The sequence below is a fragment of the Actinocorallia sp. API 0066 genome, assembly GCF_020991275.1.
Taxonomy (GTDB): Bacteria; Actinomycetota; Actinomycetes; order Streptosporangiales; family Streptosporangiaceae; genus Actinocorallia.
In genome coordinates this window covers 153,095-176,544 of record NZ_JAJLQY010000015.1, presented here as the reverse complement: position 1 = coordinate 176,544, position 23,450 = coordinate 153,095, and the positions used below count along the sequence as shown (strand labels likewise).

Annotated in this window: 30 protein-coding genes and 2 pseudogenes; 18 read left to right on the top strand and 14 right to left on the bottom strand. The window is 68.4% G+C overall.

The genetic code is table 11. The features are described 5' to 3' along the window. Positions 1 to 126: 126 nt before the first annotated feature. The 3 genes from LO762_RS29905 to LO762_RS29895 form a co-directional block, all read right to left on the bottom strand. Positions 127 to 495, bottom strand: a complete 369-nt coding sequence (locus LO762_RS29905) for a hypothetical protein (RefSeq protein ID WP_230619487.1) — start codon at positions 493 to 495, stop codon at positions 127 to 129. Between the two features lie 96 nt (positions 496 to 591). Beyond that, positions 592 to 1,392, bottom strand: a complete 801-nt coding sequence (locus LO762_RS33775; protein WP_230619486.1) for a very short patch repair endonuclease — start codon at positions 1,390 to 1,392, stop codon at positions 592 to 594. Continuing rightward, positions 1,389 to 2,684: a DNA cytosine methyltransferase gene (locus LO762_RS29895; protein WP_230619485.1), complete on the bottom strand. Its 1,296-nt coding sequence runs from the start codon at positions 2,682 to 2,684 to the stop codon at positions 1,389 to 1,391. Before LO762_RS29895 ends, LO762_RS33775 begins: the two co-directional genes overlap by 4 nt. Before the next feature lie 157 nt (positions 2,685 to 2,841). Between LO762_RS29895 and LO762_RS29890 the strand changes: the two genes are divergently transcribed. The 10 genes from LO762_RS29890 to cyaB all read left to right on the top strand — a co-directional run bounded on the left by LO762_RS29890 (position 2,842) and on the right by cyaB (position 11,304). Then, positions 2,842 to 3,822: a hypothetical protein gene (locus LO762_RS29890; protein WP_230619484.1), complete on the top strand. Its 981-nt coding sequence runs from the start codon at positions 2,842 to 2,844 to the stop codon at positions 3,820 to 3,822. Positions 3,823 to 3,924: 102 nt separating this feature from the next. Continuing rightward, positions 3,925 to 4,194 carry a hypothetical protein gene (locus LO762_RS29885; RefSeq protein ID WP_230619483.1) on the top strand — a complete coding sequence of 90 codons (270 nt, stop codon included), beginning with the start codon at positions 3,925 to 3,927 and terminating at the stop codon, positions 4,192 to 4,194. Next, the gene (locus LO762_RS29880; protein ID WP_230619482.1) at positions 4,160 to 4,714 is read left to right on the top strand and encodes a DUF6879 family protein; all 555 of its coding nucleotides are present in this window, start codon (positions 4,160 to 4,162) and stop codon (positions 4,712 to 4,714) included. The genes LO762_RS29885 and LO762_RS29880 overlap by 35 nt, the downstream gene beginning before the upstream one ends. 16 nt (positions 4,715 to 4,730) lie before the next feature. Further along, positions 4,731 to 5,582, top strand: coding sequence for a helix-turn-helix transcriptional regulator (locus LO762_RS29875; protein ID WP_230619481.1), 852 nt, complete (start codon positions 4,731 to 4,733; stop codon positions 5,580 to 5,582). Between the two features lie 95 nt (positions 5,583 to 5,677). Beyond that, the gene (locus LO762_RS29870) at positions 5,678 to 5,842 is read left to right on the top strand and encodes a DUF397 domain-containing protein (protein ID WP_230619480.1); all 165 of its coding nucleotides are present in this window, start codon (positions 5,678 to 5,680) and stop codon (positions 5,840 to 5,842) included. Between the two features lie 497 nt (positions 5,843 to 6,339). Beyond that, on the top strand, positions 6,340 to 6,801 hold the full coding sequence (locus tag LO762_RS29865; protein ID WP_230619479.1) for a hypothetical protein: 462 nt from the start codon (positions 6,340 to 6,342) through the stop codon (positions 6,799 to 6,801). A gap of 135 nt (positions 6,802 to 6,936) precedes the next feature. Next, the gene (locus tag LO762_RS29860) at positions 6,937 to 8,127 is read left to right on the top strand and encodes a radical SAM protein (RefSeq protein ID WP_230619478.1); all 1,191 of its coding nucleotides are present in this window, start codon (positions 6,937 to 6,939) and stop codon (positions 8,125 to 8,127) included. Beyond that, on the top strand, positions 8,124 to 10,109 hold the full coding sequence (locus LO762_RS29855) for a radical SAM protein (RefSeq protein ID WP_230619477.1): 1,986 nt from the start codon (positions 8,124 to 8,126) through the stop codon (positions 10,107 to 10,109). The genes LO762_RS29860 and LO762_RS29855 overlap by 4 nt, the downstream gene beginning before the upstream one ends. 2 nt (positions 10,110 to 10,111) lie before the next feature. After that, the gene (locus LO762_RS29850) at positions 10,112 to 10,729 is read left to right on the top strand and encodes a hypothetical protein (RefSeq protein WP_230619476.1); all 618 of its coding nucleotides are present in this window, start codon (positions 10,112 to 10,114) and stop codon (positions 10,727 to 10,729) included. Then, positions 10,726 to 11,304 carry a class IV adenylate cyclase gene (gene cyaB, locus LO762_RS29845; protein ID WP_230619475.1) on the top strand — a complete coding sequence of 193 codons (579 nt, stop codon included), beginning with the start codon at positions 10,726 to 10,728 and terminating at the stop codon, positions 11,302 to 11,304. The genes LO762_RS29850 and cyaB overlap by 4 nt, the downstream gene beginning before the upstream one ends. Here cyaB and LO762_RS29840 read toward each other — a convergent pair. The 6 genes and pseudogenes from LO762_RS29840 to LO762_RS34000 form a co-directional block, all read right to left on the bottom strand. Continuing rightward, positions 11,301 to 11,741, bottom strand: a complete 441-nt coding sequence (locus LO762_RS29840; protein WP_230619474.1) for an NUDIX domain-containing protein — start codon at positions 11,739 to 11,741, stop codon at positions 11,301 to 11,303. The genes cyaB and LO762_RS29840 overlap by 4 nt on opposite strands. Positions 11,742 to 11,849: 108 nt before the next feature. Next, entirely contained in the window at positions 11,850 to 12,119 is a 270-nt protein-coding gene (locus LO762_RS29835; protein ID WP_230619473.1) for a hypothetical protein, read from the bottom strand. Positions 12,120 to 12,127: 8 nt separating this feature from the next. Further along, the gene (locus LO762_RS29830) at positions 12,128 to 12,520 is read right to left on the bottom strand and encodes a hypothetical protein (protein WP_230619472.1); all 393 of its coding nucleotides are present in this window, start codon (positions 12,518 to 12,520) and stop codon (positions 12,128 to 12,130) included. 13 nt (positions 12,521 to 12,533) lie between these two features. Further along, positions 12,534 to 12,656 (bottom strand): annotated as a pseudogene (locus LO762_RS34005) (helix-turn-helix domain-containing protein); the annotation flags it as partial. 65 nt (positions 12,657 to 12,721) lie between these two features. Then, a complete protein-coding gene (locus LO762_RS29825) occupies positions 12,722 to 12,937 on the bottom strand; it encodes a helix-turn-helix domain-containing protein (protein ID WP_230619471.1) in 216 nt (71 codons plus the stop codon). Positions 12,938 to 12,965: 28 nt separating this feature from the next. Further along, positions 12,966 to 13,172 (bottom strand): annotated as a pseudogene (locus LO762_RS34000) (helix-turn-helix domain-containing protein); the annotation flags it as partial. A gap of 258 nt (positions 13,173 to 13,430) precedes the next feature. Between LO762_RS34000 and LO762_RS29820 the strand changes: the two are divergent. After that, on the top strand, positions 13,431 to 13,757 hold the full coding sequence (locus tag LO762_RS29820; RefSeq protein WP_230619470.1) for a hypothetical protein: 327 nt from the start codon (positions 13,431 to 13,433) through the stop codon (positions 13,755 to 13,757). A gap of 294 nt (positions 13,758 to 14,051) precedes the next feature. On the opposite strand, the gene LO762_RS29815 is transcribed toward LO762_RS29820, so the two are convergent. Then, positions 14,052 to 14,651 (bottom strand): TetR/AcrR family transcriptional regulator, encoded by a 600-nt coding sequence (locus LO762_RS29815; protein WP_230619469.1) that lies wholly within the window; start codon positions 14,649 to 14,651, stop codon positions 14,052 to 14,054. A 69-nt stretch (positions 14,652 to 14,720) separates the two neighbouring features. Between LO762_RS29815 and LO762_RS29810 the strand changes: the two genes are divergently transcribed. Together LO762_RS29810 and LO762_RS29805 are read left to right on the top strand one after the other, a co-directional pair. Beyond that, positions 14,721 to 15,584 carry an NAD(P)H-binding protein gene (locus tag LO762_RS29810; protein WP_230619468.1) on the top strand — a complete coding sequence of 288 codons (864 nt, stop codon included), beginning with the start codon at positions 14,721 to 14,723 and terminating at the stop codon, positions 15,582 to 15,584. A 5-nt stretch (positions 15,585 to 15,589) separates the two neighbouring features. Continuing rightward, complete coding sequence (locus tag LO762_RS29805; protein WP_230619467.1) at positions 15,590 to 16,603, top strand: LLM class flavin-dependent oxidoreductase; 1,014 nt, start codon at positions 15,590 to 15,592, stop codon at positions 16,601 to 16,603. Between the two features lie 26 nt (positions 16,604 to 16,629). On the opposite strand, the gene LO762_RS29800 is transcribed toward LO762_RS29805, so the two are convergent. After that, positions 16,630 to 17,148: an SCP2 sterol-binding domain-containing protein gene (locus LO762_RS29800; protein WP_230619466.1), complete on the bottom strand. Its 519-nt coding sequence runs from the start codon at positions 17,146 to 17,148 to the stop codon at positions 16,630 to 16,632. A 32-nt stretch (positions 17,149 to 17,180) separates the two neighbouring features. Between LO762_RS29800 and LO762_RS29795 the strand changes: the two genes are divergently transcribed. Both LO762_RS29795 and LO762_RS32975 read left to right on the top strand, forming a co-directional pair. Further along, the gene (locus tag LO762_RS29795; protein ID WP_230619465.1) at positions 17,181 to 17,660 is read left to right on the top strand and encodes a hypothetical protein; all 480 of its coding nucleotides are present in this window, start codon (positions 17,181 to 17,183) and stop codon (positions 17,658 to 17,660) included. A 30-nt stretch (positions 17,661 to 17,690) separates the two neighbouring features. Continuing rightward, positions 17,691 to 18,617, top strand: a complete 927-nt coding sequence (locus LO762_RS32975) for an NAD(P)H-binding protein (RefSeq protein ID WP_255688032.1) — start codon at positions 17,691 to 17,693, stop codon at positions 18,615 to 18,617. A gap of 132 nt (positions 18,618 to 18,749) precedes the next feature. Here LO762_RS32975 and LO762_RS29785 read toward each other — a convergent pair whose 3' ends face one another. Continuing rightward, positions 18,750 to 19,436 (bottom strand): ATP-binding cassette domain-containing protein, encoded by a 687-nt coding sequence (locus LO762_RS29785; protein ID WP_230619464.1) that lies wholly within the window; start codon positions 19,434 to 19,436, stop codon positions 18,750 to 18,752. A 198-nt stretch (positions 19,437 to 19,634) separates the two neighbouring features. Here LO762_RS29785 and LO762_RS29780 point away from each other — a divergent pair, with 198 nt between their 5' ends. Continuing rightward, positions 19,635 to 20,069: a hypothetical protein gene (locus tag LO762_RS29780; RefSeq protein ID WP_230619463.1), complete on the top strand. Its 435-nt coding sequence runs from the start codon at positions 19,635 to 19,637 to the stop codon at positions 20,067 to 20,069. A gap of 93 nt (positions 20,070 to 20,162) precedes the next feature. Further along, positions 20,163 to 20,342, top strand: a complete 180-nt coding sequence (locus LO762_RS29775) for a hypothetical protein (RefSeq protein ID WP_230619462.1) — start codon at positions 20,163 to 20,165, stop codon at positions 20,340 to 20,342. A gap of 323 nt (positions 20,343 to 20,665) precedes the next feature. Here LO762_RS29775 and LO762_RS29770 read toward each other — a convergent pair whose 3' ends face one another. Continuing rightward, positions 20,666 to 21,631 carry a YafY family protein gene (locus LO762_RS29770; RefSeq protein WP_230619461.1) on the bottom strand — a complete coding sequence of 322 codons (966 nt, stop codon included), beginning with the start codon at positions 21,629 to 21,631 and terminating at the stop codon, positions 20,666 to 20,668. A gap of 148 nt (positions 21,632 to 21,779) precedes the next feature. On the opposite strand from LO762_RS29770, the gene LO762_RS29765 reads away from it, so the two are divergent. Further along, complete coding sequence (locus tag LO762_RS29765; RefSeq protein ID WP_230619494.1) at positions 21,780 to 22,175, top strand: RidA family protein; 396 nt, start codon at positions 21,780 to 21,782, stop codon at positions 22,173 to 22,175. A gap of 153 nt (positions 22,176 to 22,328) precedes the next feature. Here LO762_RS29765 and ald read toward each other — a convergent pair whose 3' ends face one another. Then, positions 22,329 to 23,444: an alanine dehydrogenase gene (gene ald, locus LO762_RS29760; protein ID WP_230619460.1), complete on the bottom strand. Its 1,116-nt coding sequence runs from the start codon at positions 23,442 to 23,444 to the stop codon at positions 22,329 to 22,331. Between the last annotated feature and the right edge of the window lie 6 nt (positions 23,445 to 23,450).

The window sequence follows — 23,450 nt, the reverse complement described above, 5'->3', positions numbered from 1 at the left end:
AAGGCCGACACCCACGCCGCCGACGTCATCGCCGCCGTCATGAACCCGAACGGTGCGCTTTCATTGGCCGCGTAGTCCTCGAACGAGGCCGAGGCCCCTAAGCAGCGGACCTCGGCCTTCGATAGATCATCGCTTCTTGGGCTGAGCCTTCCACGTCCGGGGGATCTCGTCGTTCCAGCCCTCATTTTCTGTGAAGGTCGCCGCCCGGCACCCTCGGCTGCGGTCGGAGTCGCTATGAACCCAGCGCTCGCGATCGCCGGCAGTGGTCTCGATGGGCTTCCCGCATTTCGCGCACTCGGCATGATCTGGCTCGCTGGCCAGGAGCGCGGCCTCCGTTTGCTCCACGGCCTCGTCCGCCAGAGCTTCGAGGCGGACGAGCACATCACGCCCCGAGATCTCTGGATCAAGGTCCACCATCTCGCGAACAACACGCACGAGCCGCATGACCTCAGAGGCACTCACAGCCCTCATCCCCGCCAGAACGCGTTCGTTCAAGGCATTCACCCTCTGCTCGCCCGCCGTAGATCAGAAGTAGCAAAGCACAACTTCTTTACGCGAACGGGTCAAAGGCTGGGACGAGGGGGTCCGGAATCAGAGCTCGTCCGGCGGGGCTCCGCCCAGGCGCTCCCGCACCGCATGGGCGATGCGGTCGGCGGCGCCGACTGGGTCCTCGTGTTCCCACACCCGGATGACCAACCAACCCGCGTCGATCAGTTGCGCGTCGGTGTCGCGATCTCGGGCGCGGTTCTTGGAGATCTTGTCGCTCCAGAACTCCTGGTTGTTCCGCTTCGCGGGGCGGTAGTGCTCAGGGCAACCGTGCCAGTAACAGCCGTCGGAGAAGACCGCGATCTGTTCTCGGGGAAAGACCACGTCGGCTCGTCGGCGAAGTCCCTCGACCGGCCGCGCGTCCACGCGGTAGCGGAGGCCGCGTTTATGGATGGCCGAGCGCAGCGCGAGTTCGGGCTTGGTGTCCCTGTTCTTGTTGGCCTTCATGACGTTGCGCGAGGCCGGGGTGCTCGCCCATGAACCGTCCGGCGGCTCCGGGATGATCAGGAGTTCCTGCTCGAACGCCAGCCGCCAGGCCGCCGCGAGGTTGCGGGCGCGGGTGCTCTCGGAGACCTCGCCGAGGTAGATGGTGGGTGACTTGCTCTTGTCGGACCAGCGCAGGTAGGCCCGGATACGCCGGGTGTTAGGGAGGACCTTCAGCGCGACGGAGGCTTGGGCGGTCCGGCCGTCGCCGAGATCGATGTATCGGCGGTCGTTCCCGCCGGCTGCCCGGTCCTGTTCGGCGGTGCGGGCGGCGCGGGTGAGACCGGGCCTTCCCTTCCAGGCTCGTGCGGGCGGCGGTTTGTCCTTCCACCGCCCGTGTTCTGAGGCGGGTGCGTCTGTCACTTCTTCTGCTCGGCCTCGTTCAGGACGGTGGCGACGGCGTCGGCGAAGACCTTGCCCAGTAGGACCGGGACCGCGTTGCCGAGTTGCCGCATCTTCTCCCCGCGCGGGCCGGACAGCTTCCAACCGTCGGGGAAGGTCATCACTCGGGCGGTCTCGCGGACCGTCATGTAGCGGTGGGTACCGTCATCGAGGAGCATCACCGACTCGCCTCCCGGAACACCATGGACACCAGCCTTGACCGTCTTGGCCGGACGGTCGAGTTCGTTGGGCGTGTGTCCAGCGTAGATCCGCGCGTCGGGCCAGCCAATGTGGTCGGTGAACCCGCCGAGGTTGTACTCCTTGCGGTCGAGCTTCTCCACCGGTGGCAGCGGCGGGAGCTTCGGCAGCCCCTCCGCCTCTTGGATGCCTTTGATGGCGTCGCGCAGGGTACGCCACGGCTTGATCTCCGGGTCCAACGGCGTGAGCGGGTCCTGTGGAACTCGGGCCATGACCTGATCACGGACGGCTTTGGGAACCTCAGGGTGCCGATCCCAGTAGGAACCGTCACGCATCGACGCGTGTAGAGCGGCCTCGGAGAACCCCGGCTTGACGAGGTCCATGAACCGATCCCAGTTGACGCCGAGGTCTCGGCGGAAGGCGATCAGGATGACGCGGTTCCTGATCTGAGGGACACCGAAGTCGGCGGCGTTGACCGCGAAGTGCTCGACCTCATAGCTCTGGTCGGGCTCGACCTCCGCGCCGCGGAGCATGAGCCGCAATGCCTCGTCATGCTTCTGCCACTCGATGCCCTCGTCGCGTTCCTCGAACGGTAGGCGCAGTTCGTTCTTAATGTATTCGAAGTACGGCACGAACGAGGGGCGAAGCAGACCCCGGACGTTCTCACAGATCACCGCCTTCGGCTCCATCTCGCGGATGGCGCGGAACATGTGCGGGAACCCGTTCCGTTCGTCCTCGTCGCCCTTGGCGACGCCGCCGAGGCTGAACGGCTGACACGGCGGCCCGCCCGCTAGGACGTCCACGCCGCCCTTGAGGTAGTCGAAGTCCACCTTCCGGATGTCGCCCTCGATCAGCGGCGGGCGCTCCCCCGGCTTCGGGATCGGCGGGTGGCCACCCTCCACTTCGTATCGGTCGGCCTTGTTCTCGACCAACGTCTCACAGGCGCGCTTCGCGAACTCGTTGAACAGGAGGGGCCGGAAACCCGCCCGCTCGACCGCCATGGCGAGCCCTCCACCCCCCGCGAACAGCTCGACACTCGTCCGCTCCACCGAGGGGCCTTCCGACTCTTCAACCATGAGAAAAGCGTACCGCGGAGTTAGTGATCTTGCAGCGTTTCCGGCTGATTTTCTTCGAACACTTGAACAAATCGGGGCGGAATCTGTCCAGCTACCGGGAGGCATCGGAGCCTTACGGACACAGCTCCACCGGGACCTGCGATGATTGGATCAAGACTTGACTGGACACGACACCAGCAGTGGCGAATGGGGAGCGTTCGCGCCACGCCCATCGGACGCACAGGTCCTCGCGACGATCGCTGGGGTCGTCGAGGGGAGCACCGCGTATATGGCCGGCCCGTACAGCAATCAGTTCCGACTCAGCATCACCGAGGCCCTCAGCACGCAGCTGTTCGCCGCGCTGGATCGCCTCGAACCAGCGCCGCTTACCAGCGAGAATCTCGACGCTCTCTACCCCCTGGCCGAGAAGCTCGGGCTGGCCAGCCTGTCCGGCGTCTATCAACTCTTCCGCCAGAAGCCTGGCGAGGAGCGCGTGCTCACCTACGTGGGGAAGGCCGACCAACCGCTTCCGAAGCGCCTCGGCGACCACCTCAAGAAGCTGTCCGGGCGGGCTGGCATCTCGGTCTCGGAGATGTCGTTTCGATGTCTCTTCGTCGAAGAAGACCTATCGTCTGTCTCACCCGAAAAGATGCTGATCAAGAGGCATCTTGAGACAGGAACGATCGTCTGGAACAACCGTGGCTTCGGCCCGAACGACCCAGGCAGTGAGCGTGACACAACGCGGAACAGCGAGAACCATTGGGACCTGGAGTTCCCCATCGACCTGGCTCGCAAGGTCCAGGGACTGGTTCCTGGCCAACAGCCCCTCAAGGTCCTGCTCAAAGCGATCAAGCAGGGACTGCCTTTCAACTTCCGCTTCGCGCAGGGCCTCGGGCCGCTGGGCGAGAAGGTCGTCACGGTCACGGACACGGAGATGACGGCCGAGGAAGCTTTTCAATTCGTCGGCGCGCATCTGACCGGCAAATGGCAGGTCAGCGCCCTCGTCGGCTGGGTGATCATGTACGAAGACGATCACAAGGTATACCCAAGCGCGTTCCGCTACTACCGCCCCGACGGGGTCATCGTCGATCAGAAGCCGATCACCCGGAAACCCAAGAAAGGTGAGAACCCTGACGAGGTCGGCGAGGGCGAGAACTGACCTATCGCGTGACCGTACTCGGCCAGCAGCGTTTACGGCCTCCTCGGGCGCGGGCAGGGTGCTAGTTGCATATCTCTGCATTCACCCAGACAGGAGATGGCCGTGGCCCTAGAGTTCATTGGAACCGACCAGGAAAGCTATGAAGGTCAGTCCCCCACGGTGTTCGTGGACCCCGTGAAGAGGGAGCTGGTGCTCCAGAGCTGGGACGCGTCCCCGGAGTTGATCGCCGAGGTGGAGCGAATGTTCTACCCGGTGCCCGGTCACGAGTCGGTGATCCGCTTCCCGGAGCGGATGATCCCGTTCCTGCGGCAAGCCCTCGACAAGCTGGAGGCTCTCGGTGGACCTGACTCTGAAGGCTCCGGCTCGGCTTGACGACTTCGCGGAGTTCTTCGGCTCCGCGTCACACTCCCTCGATCATCTGGAGCTCCACGACCGGTACGCCGTCAGCGCCGAGGACGAGCTCTGGCGGTGGTGGGTGGAGAACGGCAAGCCAGATGACCTGCCGCCGACGCCGGGCCCGTACTGGGATCTGACGAAGGCCACCGCCGCACGGGGCGTGGTCATCCGCCGGGCCCGGCTGGTCTCCACGGGCCCGGTCAGCGACTACCAGCGGTTTTTGTACGCAGGTCGGCGATGGCCTCTGGAACAAGGGGAGCAGGCTCGCTGGCTGAACCGGGACCTCGCCACGGACCTCCGCCTGCCGGGCAACGACTTCTGGCTCGCGGACGCCGGCCTCGATTCGGCCCGAGTGCTCTTCAACCTGTTCGACGCCGACGGGCGCCCGAAGGGGAAGCAGGTCACGACGGACCCGGACGTCGTGAAGTTCTGCGCTGAGTCCTTCGCCGCCGTCTGGGACCGCGCGGTCTATCCGGCCGACGAGATCTTCGGCTGAGCGGTCGCGCTTCCCCATGTCCTCGCGTCCGTCATCCAACGTCCAGCAAGCACGTCAGGCCCTCGCCGACCGGCTCCGAGAGATCCGGGAACGCGCGGGCCTGACCGCGACCGAACTGGCCAACCGCGCCGGCTGGCACCAGACCAAAGTCTCGAAGCTGGAACACTGCGTCACTTCCCCGTCCGTCGAGGACATCCGGACGTGGTGCCAACTGTGCGACGCCACCGACCTGACCGAGGATCTGATTGCCTCGGCCCAAGCTGTGAACTCCGCCTACGTCGAGTGGAAGCGTCGGCATAGAGCCGGCCTGCGCAAGATCCAAGAGGAGTACGTCCCGCTGTGGAAGCGGACCACCCGGTTCCGGATCTACGAATCGGGCGTCATCCCCGGCCTGTTCCAGGTCCCCGGCTACGCCGAGGCTGTTCTGCGAAGCGTGATCGCCTTCAACCGCATCCCAGATGACCTGGCCGAAGCCGTCGCCGCGCGCATGGAGCGCCGACGAGTCATTGAGGAAGGGCAGCGCACGTTCGCGGTGGTCCTGGAAGAGCAGGCCCTCCGTACGCGGTTCGGTAGCCGCGCCGCGATGGCCGAGCAGCTCGGATACCTGCTGACGGTCATGACCCGACCGAACGTTTCGGTCGCGATCATCCCCGCGGACACTCCGCGCGAGGCGATGCCGCCCCTCAACGGCTTCTGGATCTACGACTCCGACCGAGTCATCACCGAGCTCCTGACCGCCGAGATCACCGTGACCCAGCCGTCGGAAACCTCCGTGTACGAGCGAGCCTTCGCCGTCCTGACGGCCATGGCCGTCACCGGCGACGAAGCCCGTGCGCTGGTGCAGGCCGCCCTCGCGGACCTCCGCTGAGATTCTTCTGCATATCTCTGCATAGTCCTGGCCTGGTCGTCTCCTCCCGAGGCAGTGTCGGGGTGTCGTTTTCCGACGCCCACCTGGGAGGGCCCATGCAGCCGCTCAACTTCCGCAAGTCCAGCCACAGCCAGGAACGGCAGTGCGTCGAGGTCGCGGACGGCGGCAGCACCGTCGTCGTCCGCGACTCCAAGGACACCGCTGGCCCGACCCTTGCCTTCAGTCGCTCGGCCTGGTCCACGTTCGCAAAGAAAATCTGACATGGCCGAGGCGCTCCCGAGATCACTCGGCGGCCGGCGCCTTCCCCGCAGCCTTCACGCTCCACGGGTGGCCCGTGGCTGGCTGCGCGAGAAGCTCGCCGGGCTGAACGTCGATCTGGACGACGTCGTGCTGATGGCCGACGAGATCGCGGCTAACGCCGTCATTCACGGCTCAGGCCCGATCAGGCTCCGCCTTCTCCGGCACGACAAGTCGGTCCGTCGAGATCACCGATCACGGGAGCACCTGGGCGATCGAGCCGAAAACCCCCTCCGTGACCGCCGAGTGCGGACGCGGGCTCATGATCCTCGCCGCCCTCTCAACCGACTGGGGCGTCGCCCTCAAGCCCGGCCGAACCACCGTGTGGTTCGAGGTCGGTTTCACCTAGACCGACGTGCGGAGCCCGGCTCTGCCGTCAAGACCGCCCGATTAATAGAGCGGCCCCGGCCGCTGCGCCAACAGCGGGAGTCCGGGGCCTGACGGACGTAGGAGGTCCGCCATGCAGAAGGTTACGACCACGCGAGCACCACTGCCGCACATCACGGACGAGCGCGAGCGCTCGCATTGGACGGGGAACGCGGCACTCGGGACGTTCAAGGCCCGGTTCACCGAGGCCGAGGTCTGGTTCGGTGAGCACACCGGGCAGTGGTGGGCGCTCGCTTGCGGTCAGTTGATCGAGGCCAGCTCCAGGAACAGGCTCGCCGAGCTGCTGGCGGGGCTCTACGCGAGCCAGGGCAAGACGCTTCCCACCGATCGAGTTCCCTCGGCTCCGTTCCCGGAGCGGCCGATGCCGAGTTCGTGGCTGGACGGAGAACCCGAGCCGTTCGTTGAGCCTGCCCCCGTCACCTGGCTGCGCGACGCCCTCGGGGCGTTCCTTCCGCCGTGGCGACGACGTGAGCCCGCTCGGGCGGATCTCCGCCGCCCGCCCGGTCATCAGCAATCCCCTCGCCTGGCCACCTGAGTCAGCGGAGCGGCTGCGGCTGAGTACCCAAACGCAAAGGAGAGAAGGAAGCATGAGCAACGGCAAGACAAGGGTGGCCGAGCCTGGTTCTCCGGACACGATCACGCTCGTTCCGTCGTTCCGTGAGGCTCGGCGGTGAGCGCGCCAACGGTCGAGGGGGCGGCCTGGATCAAGCTGAGCCTCCTGTCCCACGGGATGGTGGTGGATGACGCGTTCGCCGAGTGGTTCGCCTCCCGGCCGAGTGCGGTGCGTCGGCGGAACTTCTACAACTCGCCGGTCTGGGGTGGCGCTCGCTCGGAGACGCCGCAGGAGATCGTGATCAGGTCCAAGGCCGGTGTTCCCGTGACCGTCGCCGTGAACGTCTACGGGGACGACACCTGGACGTTGACCGCAGACCGGGGACGGCCCGCCCTCCGTGGGCTCGGGCGCGTGGTGCCGGTGGAGTTGACCGACGATCTCACCAGCCTCAGGGCCGATCCTGGCTTGGCGGCGGTCGCGAACCTCTACGGCGGGAGCGCGCTCAGCTTCTTCTCGCCGCGAGCCTGCTACTTCTTCACCGACGGAACGAACTGCCGGTTCTGCTCGCTGCACGGCACGGCTGCTGAGACGGAGTTCGCGAACCGGCTCACGCCGGATGAGGTCCGGCGGGCGGTCGCCGAGGTCTTGTCCGGCGAGCCGTCGCGGGTGAATCAGGTGATGATCGTGGGCGGTAACGAACGGAACCTGGATACCGGGTTCCTGCGGCACGTCGAACTCGCGCGGGCCGTCGGCGAGGCGGTCGAGGAAGCCTCGGCCGAGGTGTCGGTTCACGTGGTCACCATGCCTCCGCGGGATCTCGGCCTCCTGGGTGAGCTGCGTCAGGTTCCGGGCATCCATGTGGGCTTCAACCTGGAGGTCTGGGATTCCGGCCGATTCGAGCAAGTGGCTCCGGGGAAGCACGCGGACTACGGGCAGGCCCAGATCTTGCGGGCCCTGCGGGAGTTGGTCGCGGTCGTCGGCAGGTACCGGGCACACTCGATCCTCATCGCCGGGCTGGAGTCTCCCGCATCCACGATCGAGGGGGCGCGAGCCCTCGCCGCGCTGGGCGTCTCCCCGATCGTCAACGCCTTCCACAGTGACGTCCACAGCGATCTCGGGCTCACGATCCGGCCCTCTTACGAGGTCCTCGCCGAGGTGGCGGTGGGGCTTCAGCGGGTCCACGACGAGTTCCCGATCCAGCCTTACTGGAAGGGATGCGGCCGGAACGCCCTGGACTTCGAGGCTCGCCACGGCCTGTTCATCGGCGACCCGTTGGACCTCGCGGTCAGGTCTGGGAGCGCGTCGTGAATCCCGAGGTAGGGGACTTCCTGCGAGCGTTGTCGGAACAGCCCACACCGTGGGAGTCGGCCGCCGCCCGCCTCGCCGAGATCGCACCGGGCGCGGTGCTGGGCGGCGATCCGCTCCGGCCGTACGCGGTGCGAGTCGCCGAGGATCAGACCTCCGTCATGGCGGTGCGGCCGACGGGGCTTCCCGACGCTCCGCTCGTTGCCGATCTGCTCGCTGGCCGCTTCGGGGTCGCGACGTCCGTTCGGGGCGGCGACCTGTGGGCGATGACGCTTCCGACCAGCGTCGAGCTGACCGCCCGGCTCAAGGTTCCGTCGGTTCTCCTCATCGGCCTCGGCGACCGCGAACGGTACCGCAGGGCGAGGCTGCCGCTCGGCATCGCGCGGCTCGCCTCCTGGCTGCGGTACGCCCACGCCGCCACGGTCGAGGTGATCGACTACACGGTCGCGGAGGCACCATCTCTCGACCTCGTCCGAGCGGCCCTCGGCAGAGCGCCTGACGTGGTCGGGGTGGGCGTGAACTTCGGTCAATGGAGGATGCTCGCTGATCTGGCCGAGGCGATCGAGGCCGTGGACCAGCAACCGGTGGTCGTCCTGGGCAACATCTTGGCCGCGTTCTCACCCGACGAAGCGGCCAAACCGTTCAAGAAAGCATCCAACGCCGGCCGGGTGCTCGTCGCGACCGGGCTCGGCGAACGCCCCTTGCAGACTCTCTGCGAACGGCTCGCCCAGCCTGCGGAGTGGAAGCGGATTCCGGGCCTGATGACTCCCGGCCAGTCCATCGAGGCGACGGGCCGCGAGGAGCCGCCGGTCTTGGTGGCTCCCGATGACGGGCTCGTGCTCACGGTCGCCCAGGCGGGCGGGCAGGTCTCGCTGGAGACGTCGTTCGGCTGCCAGTACGGGGCGTGTACCTTCTGCCCCCGCAAGCACAAGGGCGAGGGTTGGCATCGGGACGATTCGACGGCCGGCGCCGCGATCCTCGCGAGGTTCGGACGCCTAACCGGGCCACCCGCTATCTCGCTCGTGGACGAGGAGTTCTTCGGGTCCGAGGGTCTTGAGGACCCGCCTCCTCCCAGGCTGCACGCTGACAGGATCATGCGGGCCTGCCGGGCCCATGGCCTCAGGTATGAGGTCTACACCCGCCTGGAGCAGCTCTTCGACCGACGGCACTCCGAACGGTGGAACCTCCGGCGGGCGGCGCTGCTGGCCAACGCGGTCAGCGACATGCGCCGGTTGTTCGTCGGCGTGGAGTCCGGCAGCCCCGGCCAGCTCCGGCGCTACGGCAAGGGCCACACCATCTCCCAGGCCGAGGACGCGCTGCGGGTCGGCTCCCACCTCGGCGTCCCACTGGAGTTCGGATTCATCACCTTCGACCCGCTGCTGACCGTGGACGAGCTGAGGGAGAACCTCGCGTTCCTCGCACGCACCGACATCATCTGCGCTCCGGCAGCCGACCGCCTGGAAGCCGTCGCCGCAGTCAGCCGCTACTTGGACGGCGAGGAACTGACCATGTCCGGCGAGCCCGTCTTCCAGCACGTCGCCTACATGGCGACCGAACTGGAGGTGCTCAAGAACTCCCGGTACGCGGACATGCTGTGCAGACGACGCCCGGACCTGCTCCACGGCTATGACCCGTCGTTCTGCCGCTACTCCTCGGCCTACGCCGACCCGATCGTCGAGGAGATGGCCGGATGGTGCCGCGTATGGACGGAAGGCATGTTCGCACCGGTCTACGAGGCCCGCATGGCGGTCAGATCCTCCGTCGCCGATTCCCCCTCGGGAGAGGCCGGCGAGCTGGTCCGTCGATACCGCGCGGCGACGTTCGATCTGCTCCGCACCCTGACCGCCCAGCTCACCGGATCAAAGACCGCCACGGAGACCGCCGACGTGGAGCCCTCAGCGCTGCTGGCGGCGCTCGCCGCGCGTGTGCTGCCGGACGGCGCGGCCTTCGACCTCGATCAGCGCTACCGGCGCAGAGAGGGATAGTCATGATCGTTTGCCTTGAGGGCGTCAACGGGGCGGGCAAGACCACCCTCGCGAACTCCCTCATCCTGCTGTGGACGTCGGGCAGGGCGCAGGCCATCGACCCGGTCCAGCACACGCGCTACGGGACGGCGATCCGCACCGCCCTGATGTCCGCCGAGAAACTGTCTGCGGACGCCGAGTCCCTGGCGTTCGCCTCGTCTCGAATGGCGACGGCGTCAGCGCTGAAGCCCCAGCCGCTAGACCTCATCGTGCTGGAGCGCTGGGCGGGCGCCGTGGTCGCCTACGGCACCGTCGCCGGAACGTCGCCGTTCCTGCTCCGGTCGCTGGAGGCCGCGCTCGCCGGAGCCCTGCCGGTGGACGTCACCGTGCTCGTGGACCTGCCCGGAGCCGCCGCGCACGAACGGGTGACCAGCCTCGAAGACACCAACCGCTTCGAGACACAGGGCCCTCGCTACCTGGAACGGGTGAGACGCCAGTACCTGGCGTGGGCGTCCCTCCGCCAGGTGCCAGTGATCAACGGCCTGCGAGACCAGGCCGCCATCGTCGATCAGGTGGCGGACCTCATCAACACCCGAGTCGCCGAATCCGACGGCGGCACCAGCGCGAAGGAGAGCGCGTGAAGAACACAGAGGTCGAACGCAAATACGCGGCCCCCGACCCGGACGGCCTGCGCGACCAGCTCAAGTCCCTGGGCGCCGAACTCATCGGAACCTCGCGGCAGACGGACCGCTACTTCAACCACCCGAGCCGCGACTTCCTCGCCGACGACGTGGTCTCCGAGTGGCTGAGACTCCGCCACGACGACCCCGGCACCGGCGACCCCGCAGACGTCACCCACAGCTTCAACTTCAAGCAGTGGCTACCCCTCGGCGACCCGAATGCCTCGCACGCCGACGAGTTCGAGACCGTCATCGGCGACCCGGACCCGATCACCGAGGCCCTCCACCGGCTCGGCTTCGCCGACATGGTGACCGTGGACAAGGCGCGCGAGCGCTGGCAGCTCGCCGACGTCGAGATCTGTGTGGACGCCGTCGAGGACCTCGGCTCGTTCGTCGAGTTCGAGTACATCGGCAGCGGGCACCTGGACGACGCCCACGAGAAGATCGCCGACCTGATCGACGCCGTCGGGGAGCAGCTCCTCGGGGCACGCGACCGCCGGGGATACCCCTACCTGCTGCTCGGCCGTGAGGCTTAACGCCAGCCGTTCGCGCTGAAACCCTCGCCCCGAGAGATACACGCCAGCGCCTCGGCCACGTACGGAACCACCGGAACACCCAGACCGGACAAGTCCGCAGGATCGCACCAGAAGAGACCCGCGCACTTGTCCGGTTCCATGTTGGCGGGGTCTCCGATCCACGAGGACGCCGTGAAGAACCAGGACACCCGGCTGCCCGGCTCTCCTGGAGCGTGGCGGTGCATGACGTGCGCGAACCGAAGACCGTCAGGTTCGACGATCACGCCGACCTCTTCCTTCGCCTCGCGAACCGTGGCGACGTCCGCCGCCTCATCGGCCTCAACATGCCCGGCGACCAGCGACGCGTAGCCGTCCATGTAGCCGGTTCCCTGACGCAGAAGGAACAGGACAGCGCCGTCAGGCCGGGTGAGGATGAGATGGGTGTCAGCGACGAGCATAGGAAGAGGCTAGAGGGAGGAAGGCGCGAGGCTGCCGAGGATCGCCCGAACACCCGCCAGAACGCGAAATGGGTGCCGCCCCCGAGACCGGGGCGGCATCAGCGAAGATCAGGACTCCCGGTAGAGCGTGGCGGTCGGATCACCGGGCGCGTAGAACGGGCGGCCGACGTCGATGCCGAGGGAGAGCAGCCAGCGGCCGACGGCGGGCCAGCGCTGTTCGGCGGCGCGGGTCAGGCCGTAGTAGAGCGTGGTGACGGTGATGGTCGTGATCTCGGTGACGGCGCCCTCGGGGAGGTCGAGGCCGACGCGCGCGGCTTGGCCGAGGAGCACGCCGACGATCACGGGGACGATGGTGCGGAGGACGGAGGGGAGCAGCATGGCGCCTTTCAGGCTCGGGGCTTCTGGAGCAGGGCGAGGATCTGGGTGAGCTTGGCGTTCTGGTCGGCGACCTTGGTTTCGAGGGCGCGGAGGCGCTTGTTGGTGTCGGTGAGGACGGAGGCGGCCTTCCAGGTGGGGTTCTTGGGGTCCTTGTCGGGGCCGGGGATGGCGTCGCGGTTCCAGACCGCGTCGTAGACCTGCTTGGCGTCCATGTCGAGTTCCTCCTCGGTGAGCAGTTGCAGGAAGCGGGGCCAGGGGAACCGGCCGCCGATGTCGGGGTCGCCGTGGTCGGACTGGCCGAAGGCGCGGGAGACCTCGGCGTGCCCGCAGATGCCGCGTTTCCCCTGGGTCAGGTCGCGGGCGGTGAGCTGGACGAGCGGCACGTCGTGCCTTGCGGACAAGGGCGAGCTCGAACCCGAAGGCGTTCGCCCAGTCGGTCAGGTTGTCGGCGTCGGGCGCGGTCTCGCCGTCTTCCCACCGGCCGAAGCTCCGCTCCGAGATGCCGGTCCGGCGAGAGAGTTCGGCGACGGTCATGCCCTTGCGGGCCCGGACACCCGCGAGGAACGCGACAACCGGGCAAGGGTCGGTGTAGCAGACCTTGGTCATCGGGCCCCCTGGGGTGCCATGCCGAGCATGGCGAGGATCTCGGCGGTAGGGACGCGCAGGCAGTTGCCCACGTGGATGATCGGGATATCGCCGAGGCCGACGGCCTTGTAGCCCGTCGTGCGGGAGACGCCGAGCAACTGCGCCGCGCGCGGCACCGAGATGGTCGGCTCGATCGAGGGGTCGGGAATGCGGCTTGTACGGACGCGGGCCATCAGGAGTCCTCACCAGCAGATCTTCGACACGGCAGTCCAGCGCTTTCGCGAGCTTGATCAGCGAGCGTGCGGAAGCATGGACCGTCCCGCTCTCGATCCGGCAGACGGTCGCGTCGCTCAGGCCCGCCGCCCTCGCCAGGTCGCGCTGGGTCGTGAACCCGGCGGCGAGCCGTAGCCGATAGCGACGTTCAGGGTCCTGCGCGAGACGCTTGCGCCTCCCTAGATTCGAAAGCATGTACGAAAAACTACGGCTTGATATACTTCGAACACAAGTTCGGACGGGCAGCGCCGTGCAGCAAATGAGGCCAGGTCAGACGACGTGAAGGGGTCCACGCGTTCGAACCCGCCAGTCCCCAACCCAGGAGCGGGGTCGGACAGCAACAGCCCGCGCCGGCGATCCCTCGATGGACCGTTCTTGGCGATGTTGCGGCACGACTGGGTGATCTACACGAAGATGTGCGCAGGAAGCATCGCGTAGCCCCTGGGAGAGCGGATGGGGAACCTAGGCAAGTACCAAGACTTCACGACGGAAGCGAAGCTGGCGGGCGGCGTCGAGAACCTGATCGAGATCATCGAGAAGGCGGCCGTAGCAAGCAAATCCGCCGGCCTCAGGGCTCAGGGCGCGGGACTAGGGATCGCAGGCGTGCTGGTGGTGGGAGGCGCAGCAGTCGCCACGCGACGCTTCTTGCGTAGCAAGGCCGCAGACGAAGCACTGGCCAGAGAGGCAAAAATCCGCCTGAAGACCGAAGCCGAGGAACCTAAGCATTCTCTGGAGGGCGGGCAGGACGAAGGCGGTTCCGACGGGGGCACAGCCGATTGAGAACGAGAGGTGTTTTCGGGACCGCAGCCCACAACCTCCATCAAAACCTTGCGGAGTACGAGGGGGTTGCCGTTCGTCCGTCGGGTACTGGGGCGTGCCGCGCGGGCTGGCCCAGGTCGGGGACGAGCTGTTACTTTGCCAGCGGCGCAGGTCAGAAGGGCCTTAGGTAGGAGTTCGAATCTCGTATCCTCCGCCGAGTGCCTCGCCGGGCACTTCGTCAAGGCCGGTGTCCGACGGGACATCGGCCTTTGGCTTTGTCGGCTGTGTCCGGTAGGGCCCACCCTCGCGGCGTGGCTAGGTGTGTGTGGGGAGCAGGTCTTCGAACTGTTGGTCGAGGAGTTGGGCCAGGACGGCCTGGGTGGTGTGGGGGGTGTCGGAGCGGGCGATGAGGAGTGTCGCCTCGATGAGGGCGGCGATGAGGAGGTGGGCGCGCTCTTCGAGGTGGTCGGGGGAGATCAGGCCGGCGTCGGCGGCCGCGGTGAGCCCCTGGCGTAGCAGGCCGAAACCGCCGCCGTCGGCGTCGATGGAGCGCCAGCGGGCCCAGCCGAGGACGGCGGGGGCGTCGATGAGCGCGATCTGCCGGTAGGACGGCTCGGCGCAGGCGTTCAGGAAGAAGCGGCTGCCCGCTTTGAGGGCTTCGACGGGGTCGGCTCCCGGCCTGACGTCGCCCAGCAGCCGTTCGCCCATGTCGTGGCACATGTCGGTGTAGACGGCCGCGAGGACCTCGGTCTTGTCGCGGTAGTGGTGGTAGAGCGCGCCCTTGGACACTCCCGCTTTCTCCGCGATCTGGTCGATGCTGGTGCGGTCGTATCCCTGCGCGGTGAACAGGTCGCGTGCGGCGGCGACGATGGCCTGTTTGGTGGTGTCTGAGCGTTCTGACTGCTGGCGTCGCATGCCCTGATCCTATGCGGCGGCCCACCGGTCGCCATCGACAAACCGACCGAAGGTATGTAAAGTTCGAGAATGAAGATCGCGATCATCGGCGGGACCGGCACCGTCGGCACCCCCCTCCTGTCATGGCTCATCCAGGCCGGCGCGCACGTGACAGCGCTCGCCCGGACCTCCGAAGCCGCCCGGCGCGTCCGCGCCGCGGGCGGAACACCCGTGCCCGGCGACCTGGACGACGGCGAGACGATCGGGCGCCTGATCGCGGACGCCGACTCGGTCCTCCTCCTGACCGCCAACACCCCCGACCAGCTCGACCAGGAGATCCGGGTCATCGACGTCAACGCCTCGTCCCGCCGGGCTCCGATCGTGAAGGTCTCGGTTCCGGCCGCGTCGGCGGACTCGCCCCTGGCGATCGCCCGGACCCACCACGCGGCCGAGGAACACCTGCGCGGCTCCGGCGTCGACCACGCCATCGTGCGGCCGGGCTGGTTCATGCAGAACCTCGACCTGGTCCGCGAGCGGGCCCGCCGCACGGGTGTGGTCGCCCTGCCGATCGGCGACGGCGCGATCGCGGCGGTCGACGCCCGCGACATCGCCCACGTCTGCGGGGTGCTGCTCACCGATCCGTCCCGGTTCGCGGGCCGGGACGTGCACGTGGTCGGCCGTCAGGACGTGACCGGCGAGTCGATGGCCGCCGCCCTGAGCCGCGCGACCGATCGCGAGATCTCCTTCCGCGACATCTCCCGGCAGGAGTTCGAGACGGCACTCGGCGAGCAGGGCCACAAGGAGGACCTCGTGGAGGACCTCGGTTTCCTCTACGACGTCGTCATCCGCAACGGTTTCCTGGCCGGGCCCAACGAGTCCGTCCACGAACTCACCGGCCGGCCCGCGCTCACCTTCCCGACGTTCGCCGAACAGCACGCGGAGTGGTTCGCATGACCGAAATGCCACGTATCGGCCTCTGGTACGACCTGCGCAATCCCGAACCGTCGAAGCTGACCTTCACCGAGCTGTACGCGTCCGTCCTCGACCAGATCGCCTGGGCCGAGTCCCTGGGGATCGGATCCGTCTGGTTCAGCGAGCACCACTTCGCCGACGACGGCTACACCCCGTCCCCGCTCGTCTTCGCCGCCGCCGCCGCGCAGCGCACGACCACGATCCGGCTCGGCACCAACCTCATGCTGGCGCCCCTGCACGACCCGATCAGACTCGCCGAGGACGCGGCCACCGTGTCGCTGCTGTCCGGGGGACGATTCGACCTGGGCGTCGGCCTCGGCTACCGGCACACCGAGTACGCCGCCTTCGGAAAATCGCTCGGCCACCGGCCCAGCCTGTTCACCGAGGGCGTCGACATCATCCGGCAGGCATGGTCCGGGCAGGAGGTCAACGCCGTCGGCAAACGGCACAACGTCACGGGGGTGAAGGTCCGTCCGGTCCCCGAGCGGCCGCCACGGATCCTCGTCGGCGGCATCGCCGGACCGGCCGTCCGCCGGGCCGCCGCCATCGGTGACGGGTTCCTGTCCACCGTCGACTCCACGATCCCGACCTACCTGGACGCGGCCCGCGCCCTCGGCCGCGACCCGAAGGTCTTCTGCGCCCAGTGGGCGATCGTCGCCGACGACCCCGAACGGGAATGGGCACGGGTCGGAGACCACGCGCTCCACCAGATGAACACCTACATCGACTGGGGTAACGAGGGCCCGGGCGAACCCACCCCACGCATCAGGGACCGGGACGCCCTGCTGGCCGGCGGCGCCTACAAGGCATGGGACCCGGCCACGGCCACCACAAGAATCCTCGACCTGATCCGCACCCATCCACACATCCAGGACATCCACTTCTGGGCGCAGCTCCCCGGTGAGGCCCCCGACAACGCCGCCGCCCGCATCGAGGTACTGGCCCGCAAGGTCCTGCCCGCCGTCACCGCCGCGTTGCGGTCCGACCAGGGCGACCGGTGATCGTTGAGCGGAACGCCGCCCGTACGTCAGTCCCCGGTCCTGCGGGTGGCCAGTGCCCTCAGTGCCCCGTTGAGGATCTCGGTCAGTCGGTGGAGGTGTGCGGGGTCGCCTTCGGCGTGGACGCGGCCGGTCAGGACGGCGTCGCTGATGGGGAGGTTCCCGCCGGCGATGGCCGCCATGGTGTCCGAACCGAGGGTCAGGGAGGCGTCGACCGGGCCGTCCTCGGGTTGGGGCGCCTCCTGGACGGTTGCCGTGCCGTCTTCCAGGCGCAACAGCACGGTGTCGTCATCGATGTGGAAGAGGTAGCGGCCGTCCAGGCCGTCCAGCGCCCTGGAGTCCAGGAGCCGGGACAGGATTCCCACCGACCATCCGGCACGGAACTCCTCGGCGGGGCCACGCGCGGCGCGCATGTGGTGGCGGGCCAGGTCGGAGTACCGCTTGGGGCCGGGTATCAGCTCCCGGACGATCAGCAGCGTCCACCGCTCCCCGACGACGTCGAGCGCGCGGGCCAGCCCGCAGTACTGGTCGTAGGTCCGGCGGCTCACACCCCGACAGATCAGCCGCCCCGGGAGGCCGCATGACCCACACCACCCCGCCCGCGCCGCTGGACGGCGCGGCGTTCGCCGCCGAGACCGAACGGCTGACCAACGAGGCCCGACTGGAGGAGTGGCTGGCGCTCTACCACTCCGAGGCCGTCGCGGACTGGATCATCGACGGCGCCCACCGGCGCTACGAGGGCATCACAGAGATCCGGCCCGCCGCCACCGCGATGGCCTCGCTGTGGCGGGCGCGGCGGCTGCGGGTGCGCAAGGACCTCCAGTGCACCGGCGCCGACACCCTCGTCCTCACCTGGACCGGCGGGTTCGGCGGCCGCTCCGGCCAGTTCGGCACCGAGATCTGGACGCTGCGCGGCGGGCTGGTCGTCCGCCACCAGATGTACGGCTACCTCGACGTCCGGCCGTACGCCGCCCCGAGGGCCAAGGCACGGGTCCTGCTCACCGCCCCGGCCACCGCGCTCGCCCTGTGGTGGCACGAGCACCGCACCGCCCGCGCCTGACGTCCCCCTTCGACCTTCATGGAGCACCGGATGAGAGCACTGATCGTCGGCGCCAGCGGGTTCAACGGCGGCGCCCTGGCCGACCGCCTGCTCGCCACGGGCCACCTTGTGCGCGGCTTCGTCCGCGACCCCGCCCGCGCCGCGCCCGGCCTGACCGAGGTCGTGCGCGGCGACGCCGTCACCGGCGCCGGCCTCGACCAGGCCCTGGACGGGATGGACGTCGCGTTCTACTTCGTCCACTCGCTCGGCCCGTCCGGCCGCCGCACCGACGAACGCGACAGCCAGGCGGCACGACGGTTCGCCGCCGCCGCCCGATCCGCCGGACTGCCGCGCGCGGTGTTCCTCACCACCCTCGCCCCGCCCGCCGCCGTGGCACTGCCCCCCTACCAGCGCAACCGGCTGGAGGTCGAGCGGATCATCCTGACCGGCGTCCCCGGCGCGACCGCGGTGCGCGCGGGCATGGTCATCGACGCTCATTCCCGGGCGTTCCGCCCCTACCTGCGGCTCGTCCAGCGTCTGCCGATCCTCCCGCTCGGCCCCTGGCGCACCCGCCGCGTCGCCGTCGTCGACCCCGGCACCGTGACCGAGGCGCTCCTCACCGCCGCGACCGACCCCGCCCTAGCGGGCCTGACCCTCGACGTCCCCGCCAGCGCCCACCCCACCCACGAACAACTCCTGCACGCCGTCGCCAACGCCCTGGGCCGAACCCTCCACATCGTCCGAGCACCCCTCAGCAACTCCCGCCTGGACGCCGCCCTCCTAGCCGCCCTCACCGGCGAAACCTACAACTTCTGCCGCTACCTGGCCGACACCAACAAACACGACTACACCGTCAACCCCACCCTGTCCCGCCCCCTCTCCCACCTCACCCCACACCCCCTCCACCAAACCCTCCAAGACACCCTCCACCACCTGAACAACACCCCAACCCCCACCACCCCCAACACCACCCAATAACCAGCTCGTTCCGGCCCGAGGGCGGTGCCGGGCTACCGCGTGTAGGGCGGCGGCGGCACCCTCCACACCGGCTCCCTCACCGCGCTCGCCTGCGCCCACGTCACCGCGCGCTGGTCCAAGCCGGGTGCCGGGTTAGCTGTCGTCGGGGGTGTACAGGTCTGCTTGGAGGGAGTACAGCTCGCGGTAGACGCCCGCGCCGGTCATGAGGTCGGCGTGGGTGCCGGATTCGATGATCCGGCCCTCGGCGAAGACGAGGATCCTGTCGGACTCGGCGACGTTGGCCAGCCGGTGCGAGATCAGGATCGTGGTCCGGCCCATGGCGCGCAGTGCCGCGAGCAGGCCGTGCTCCGACCTGGCGTCCAGTGCGGAGGTCGGTTCGTCGAGGATCAGGAGGTCGGCGTCCCGGTACAGCGCGCGGGCGATGGCCAGGCGCTGCGCCTGCCCGCCGGACAGCGCCGTCCCGCCGTCGTGCTCGGGGCCGATGAGCTGGTCGAGGTCGAGTTCGCCCGCGGCGAAGCCGACGATCTCCAGCAGTTCGCCGATCCGGTCGCGGTCGGTCTCGCGGTCGAGGTCGCCGAACGCGACGTTCTCGGCGATCGTTTCGCTGAAGGACTGGAAGTCCTGGAACACCGCCGCGATGCGGCTTCGCAGGTGTGCGGGATCAAACCGGGCGGCGTCGATGCCGTTCCAGTGGATGGTGCCCGTGGCCGGGGCGTAGAGCGCGGCGAGGATCTTGGCGAGGGTCGTCTTGCCCGAGCCGTTAGGGCCGACGAGGGCGACGATCTGGCCTCGCTCGATCGTCAGGTCGACCTGCTCCACCGCCCGCCTGCTCCCAAGGTGTTCCCAGCAGCGCCCGTGAGGTTAGCCCGAACTCACCTCACGACTGCCTCATGCGACACATTGCCAAACTGAAATTCTCTCTAGATTGGCCCGGGTTACCGACGCCGGGGAGAAGAGGAAGTGGCGGGACGCCGACAGACAAGGGTCGACAAAGAACGCGGCATGAGGATGAGTTGGATGCTCGCGATCATCGCGTGCTGCGCCGTCGGCTGGAGCTATTACTCGGGATTCTTCGTGATCGCGATCCTGCTTGCGGGTTACTACCAGCTCTGCCAGGTACCGACCCTCTGCGGTGTCGAGACCACCCGCGGCACCCCGTGCCGACACCGCGCCTACGGACGCCTGATGGCCTGTACCCGAGAGCCATCCCACGACGTCTACAAACGCGACATCTTCCTCTCGATCCTCGGCATCAGGCGCCCCCCACGAGCGATCACAGCCCCGACACGCGGAGCCCGCCCCGGCCGTACAGCCACTGCGGCCCCTCCCCTGACCGAGTCTATGACCATCGAGAGCAAGCAACTGTTCATCGCGGTGATCACCATCATCTTCACAGTGATCGGCACCATCGCGACGATCGTTCAGACCGTCCTCGCAGCCGGTAGCCCCTGAACGCACCGAGCCGTAAATCGATCGTCACGCTCGGCGTTCGCGCGGGACACTGTCCAGATGGCCCAACCGAACAGCCCTCCCAGTCTTCACACCATGCAACGGCTGGCCTTCATCCAATATCTCCATCACCTGGGCGATCAGCAGGCACATCTGCCCGAGCCCATGCGCACCTCAAGCGTCCTGACGTATCACGATGCCGTCGAACTCTTCCTCGTCCTCGCCGGCGACCATCTCAACGCCGACCTCGACCCGAGGATCGAATTCAAGGGGTAAGGCGTTCCGCGGCCAACATCTGCGGTGCCCTGCGCTGGGTACGGGGTCTGCCGCCCGGCTCCCGCGTGCTCACGTTCGCTTATGACGGAGTCCACGACTACCTTCGGGTGGAGTCGATGACGGGGCGGTGGGTGTTCTGAGGGAGATCAGCAGGGTGATCTCGGTGCGTCCTGGTAGAACGGCATCTCCGTCGTTTATTCCGTCATCTGGTCCGCGACCAGGTGCGTCGTGTTGGTGCACAGCGGTACGATGTCCGCGACTGCGGCCTCCAGGCGGCGCGTACCAAGCCGTCAGCAGCGGTGGCCCCGGCGGGCGGGTTGTGGTCAGGTGTAGCGGGTGGCGGTGGTGGTGGCTCGGTGGTGTAGGGCGGTGCGGAGGGAGTGGGGGGTGAGGGCTTCGGCGTCTGGGCCTAGTTGCCATAGGGCCCATTCGGCGTGGCGGTGGTCTTGGAAGGTGGCTTCCAGGCGTAGTTGTCCGGTGGGGGTGGTTTGTTCGGAGAGGATGGCTAGGGCGGTGTTTGTTAGGGTTTCGCGGCGGGTGGGGTTCAGGTGGATGAGGGCGGTGACCTGGGCGCCGCTGGTGCGGAAGCGGGTGCCGCGTTCCTGCCAGGCTCGGTCCAGGTCGACCTGGCCGGGGCGGTGTGCGGGCTCGGTGAGGGCTTCGGCGGCGAGGATGCGGGTCAGCCGGTAGGTGCGGTCCGCGCCGGATCTCGCGGCCAGGAGGTAGCCCTGGTCGCGGACGGTGACGAGTCCGATCGGGTCGACCGTGCGCCAGCGTGGATCCTGGTTCGGTGGCGCGTACCGGATGCGGAGCCGGTGTCCGGCGAACACCGCGCGTCTGACCTCGGCCATGACGGCGTCCGGTACCTCCTCGACGGTCTGGCGGCGGGCGAGGAGGTCGGTCTCCGGGTCGATGAGCAGCCGCTCGGTCACCTTCACCGCGAGGTCACGCTGGTTCTCCGGCAGCGCGTCGATCACCTTGAGCATCGCGGAGGCGAGCGCCGAACCGAGACCGAACGCCTGCGCGCCGCGCCGCGACCCGGCGACCAGCAGGGCGAGCGCCTCGTCGTGGTTCAGCCCGGTGAGGTCGGTCCGGAAACCGGGGAGCAGCGCGTAGCCGCCGTGCCGACCGCGTTCGGCGTAGACCGGGACACCGGCCGCGGACAGCGCGTCGATGTCGCGCAGCACGGTGCGGGTGGACACCTCCAGCTCGCGGGCCAGCGTGGCCGCGGACAGCCGACCGTGCCGCCTCAGCAACAGCACAAGCGAGACCAATCGGTCAGCACGCATGCGGAAGACCCTACGCGGAAACTCCGCCGAATATACGACACAGGATGTCGTGATTCATCGACAGGCTTGCTCTCGGATCTGAGCCCTCAGAACAAGTGTGGCGGCTACCGGCCGTCGCGCTGACGAACTGGAAGGAACCCCTATGGCAGTGGAGCGAACGGCCGTCAACCCGTGGTCGTGGTCGACGGAGCTGGGCTACAACCAGGGCGAGGTCGTCTCCGGGCACACCCGCACCCTGTACTGCTCGGGCCAGACCGCGATGAGCGCCGACGGCAAGCCCGAGCATGACGGGGACATGGCGGCGCAGCTCGCGCTGAGCCTCGACAACCTGGAGGCCGTGCTCGCCGAGGCCGGAATGGCGCTGACGAACCTGGTACGGCTCAACGTCTACGCCACCGACGTCGACCTGCTCTTCCAGCACTACGGCGTCCTGGCGGGCCGACTGGGCGCCGTCGGCGCGGCCCCCTCCACCACCCTGCTCGGCGTCACCCGCCTGGCGATCCCCACCCTGCTCGTCGAACTCGAGGGCACCGCGGTGGCCTGACACCTGATCACTGAGGAGCGGCGGGCGCTCGCGCTGGTCCGGCTCAGCGCGAACCCCCGCCGCAGACGGCTTCGACCTCGGCCTCCGCGAGGACAAGACCGACCGTCGATGAACGCGGCCCAGGTTCCGCATCGGGACCAGCCCGGGAGCTTGTCAGGAGAGGACGTGTGTGAGGGGGACGGAGGGGATGCCCAGGGCGGTGCCGACGGGGGCGTTGGTCAGGCGGCCGTTGTGGGTGTTGAGGCCACGGGCGAGGGAGGCGTCTTCGCGGCAGGCCCGGGGCCAGCCCTTGTCGGCCAAGGAGGTGACGTAGGGGAGGGTGGCGTTGGTGAGGGCGTGGGTCGAGGTGGTGGGGACGGCGCCGGGCATGTTCGCGACGCAGTAGAAGATCGAGTCGTGGACCGGGTAGGTCGGGTCGGCGTGGGTGGTGGGGTGGGAGTCCTCGAAGCAGCCGCCCTGGTCGATGGCGATGTCGACCAGCACCGAGCCCGGCTTCATCTGGGCGACGAGTTCGTTGCCGACCAGTTTGGGCGCGGCCGCGCCGGGGACGAGGACGGCGCCGATCACCATGTCGGCCTGCCTGACCTGCTCCTCGATGGCGAGCTTGGACGACGCCAGCCCGCGCACCCGGTTGCCGTGGCGCCAGAACGACATGCGCAGCTTGTCCAGGTCGGTGTCGAGGAGGGTGACGTCGGCGCCCATGCCGAGCGCGATGTTCGCCGCGTTCTGCCCCGAGACGCCCGCGCCGATGATGACGACCCTGGCGTTCGCGACGCCGCCGACGCCGCCCAGCAGGACACCCCGGCCGCCCCGCGCCTTCAGCAGCGCGTGCGCGCCGACCTGCGGCGCCAGGCAGCCCGCGACCTCGGACATCGGGTACAGCAGCGGCAGCCCGCCGGACGGCAGTTGCACCGTCTCGTAGGCGATGCCGGTGACCTCCCTGGCCAGCAGTTCCTCGGTCAGTGGACGGTCGGCGGCCAGGTGGAGGTAGGTGAAGAGCGTGAGGCCCCGCCGCAGCCTGTGGTACTCCTCCGCGACCGGTTCCTTGACCTTGAGGACCATCTCGGCGGTGCCCCACACGTCGTCGGCGTCGTCGATGATCTTGGCTCCGGCCGAGGCGAAGTCCTGGTCGTCGATGTGGGACCCGAGGCCCGCGCCGCGCTGCACGAAGACCTGGTGACCGCGTGAGCTCAGCTCGGCCACGCCCGCGGGCGTGATCGCCACCCGGTACTCGTGGTTCTTGACCTCGGCGGGGATTCCGATGCGCATGGTTTG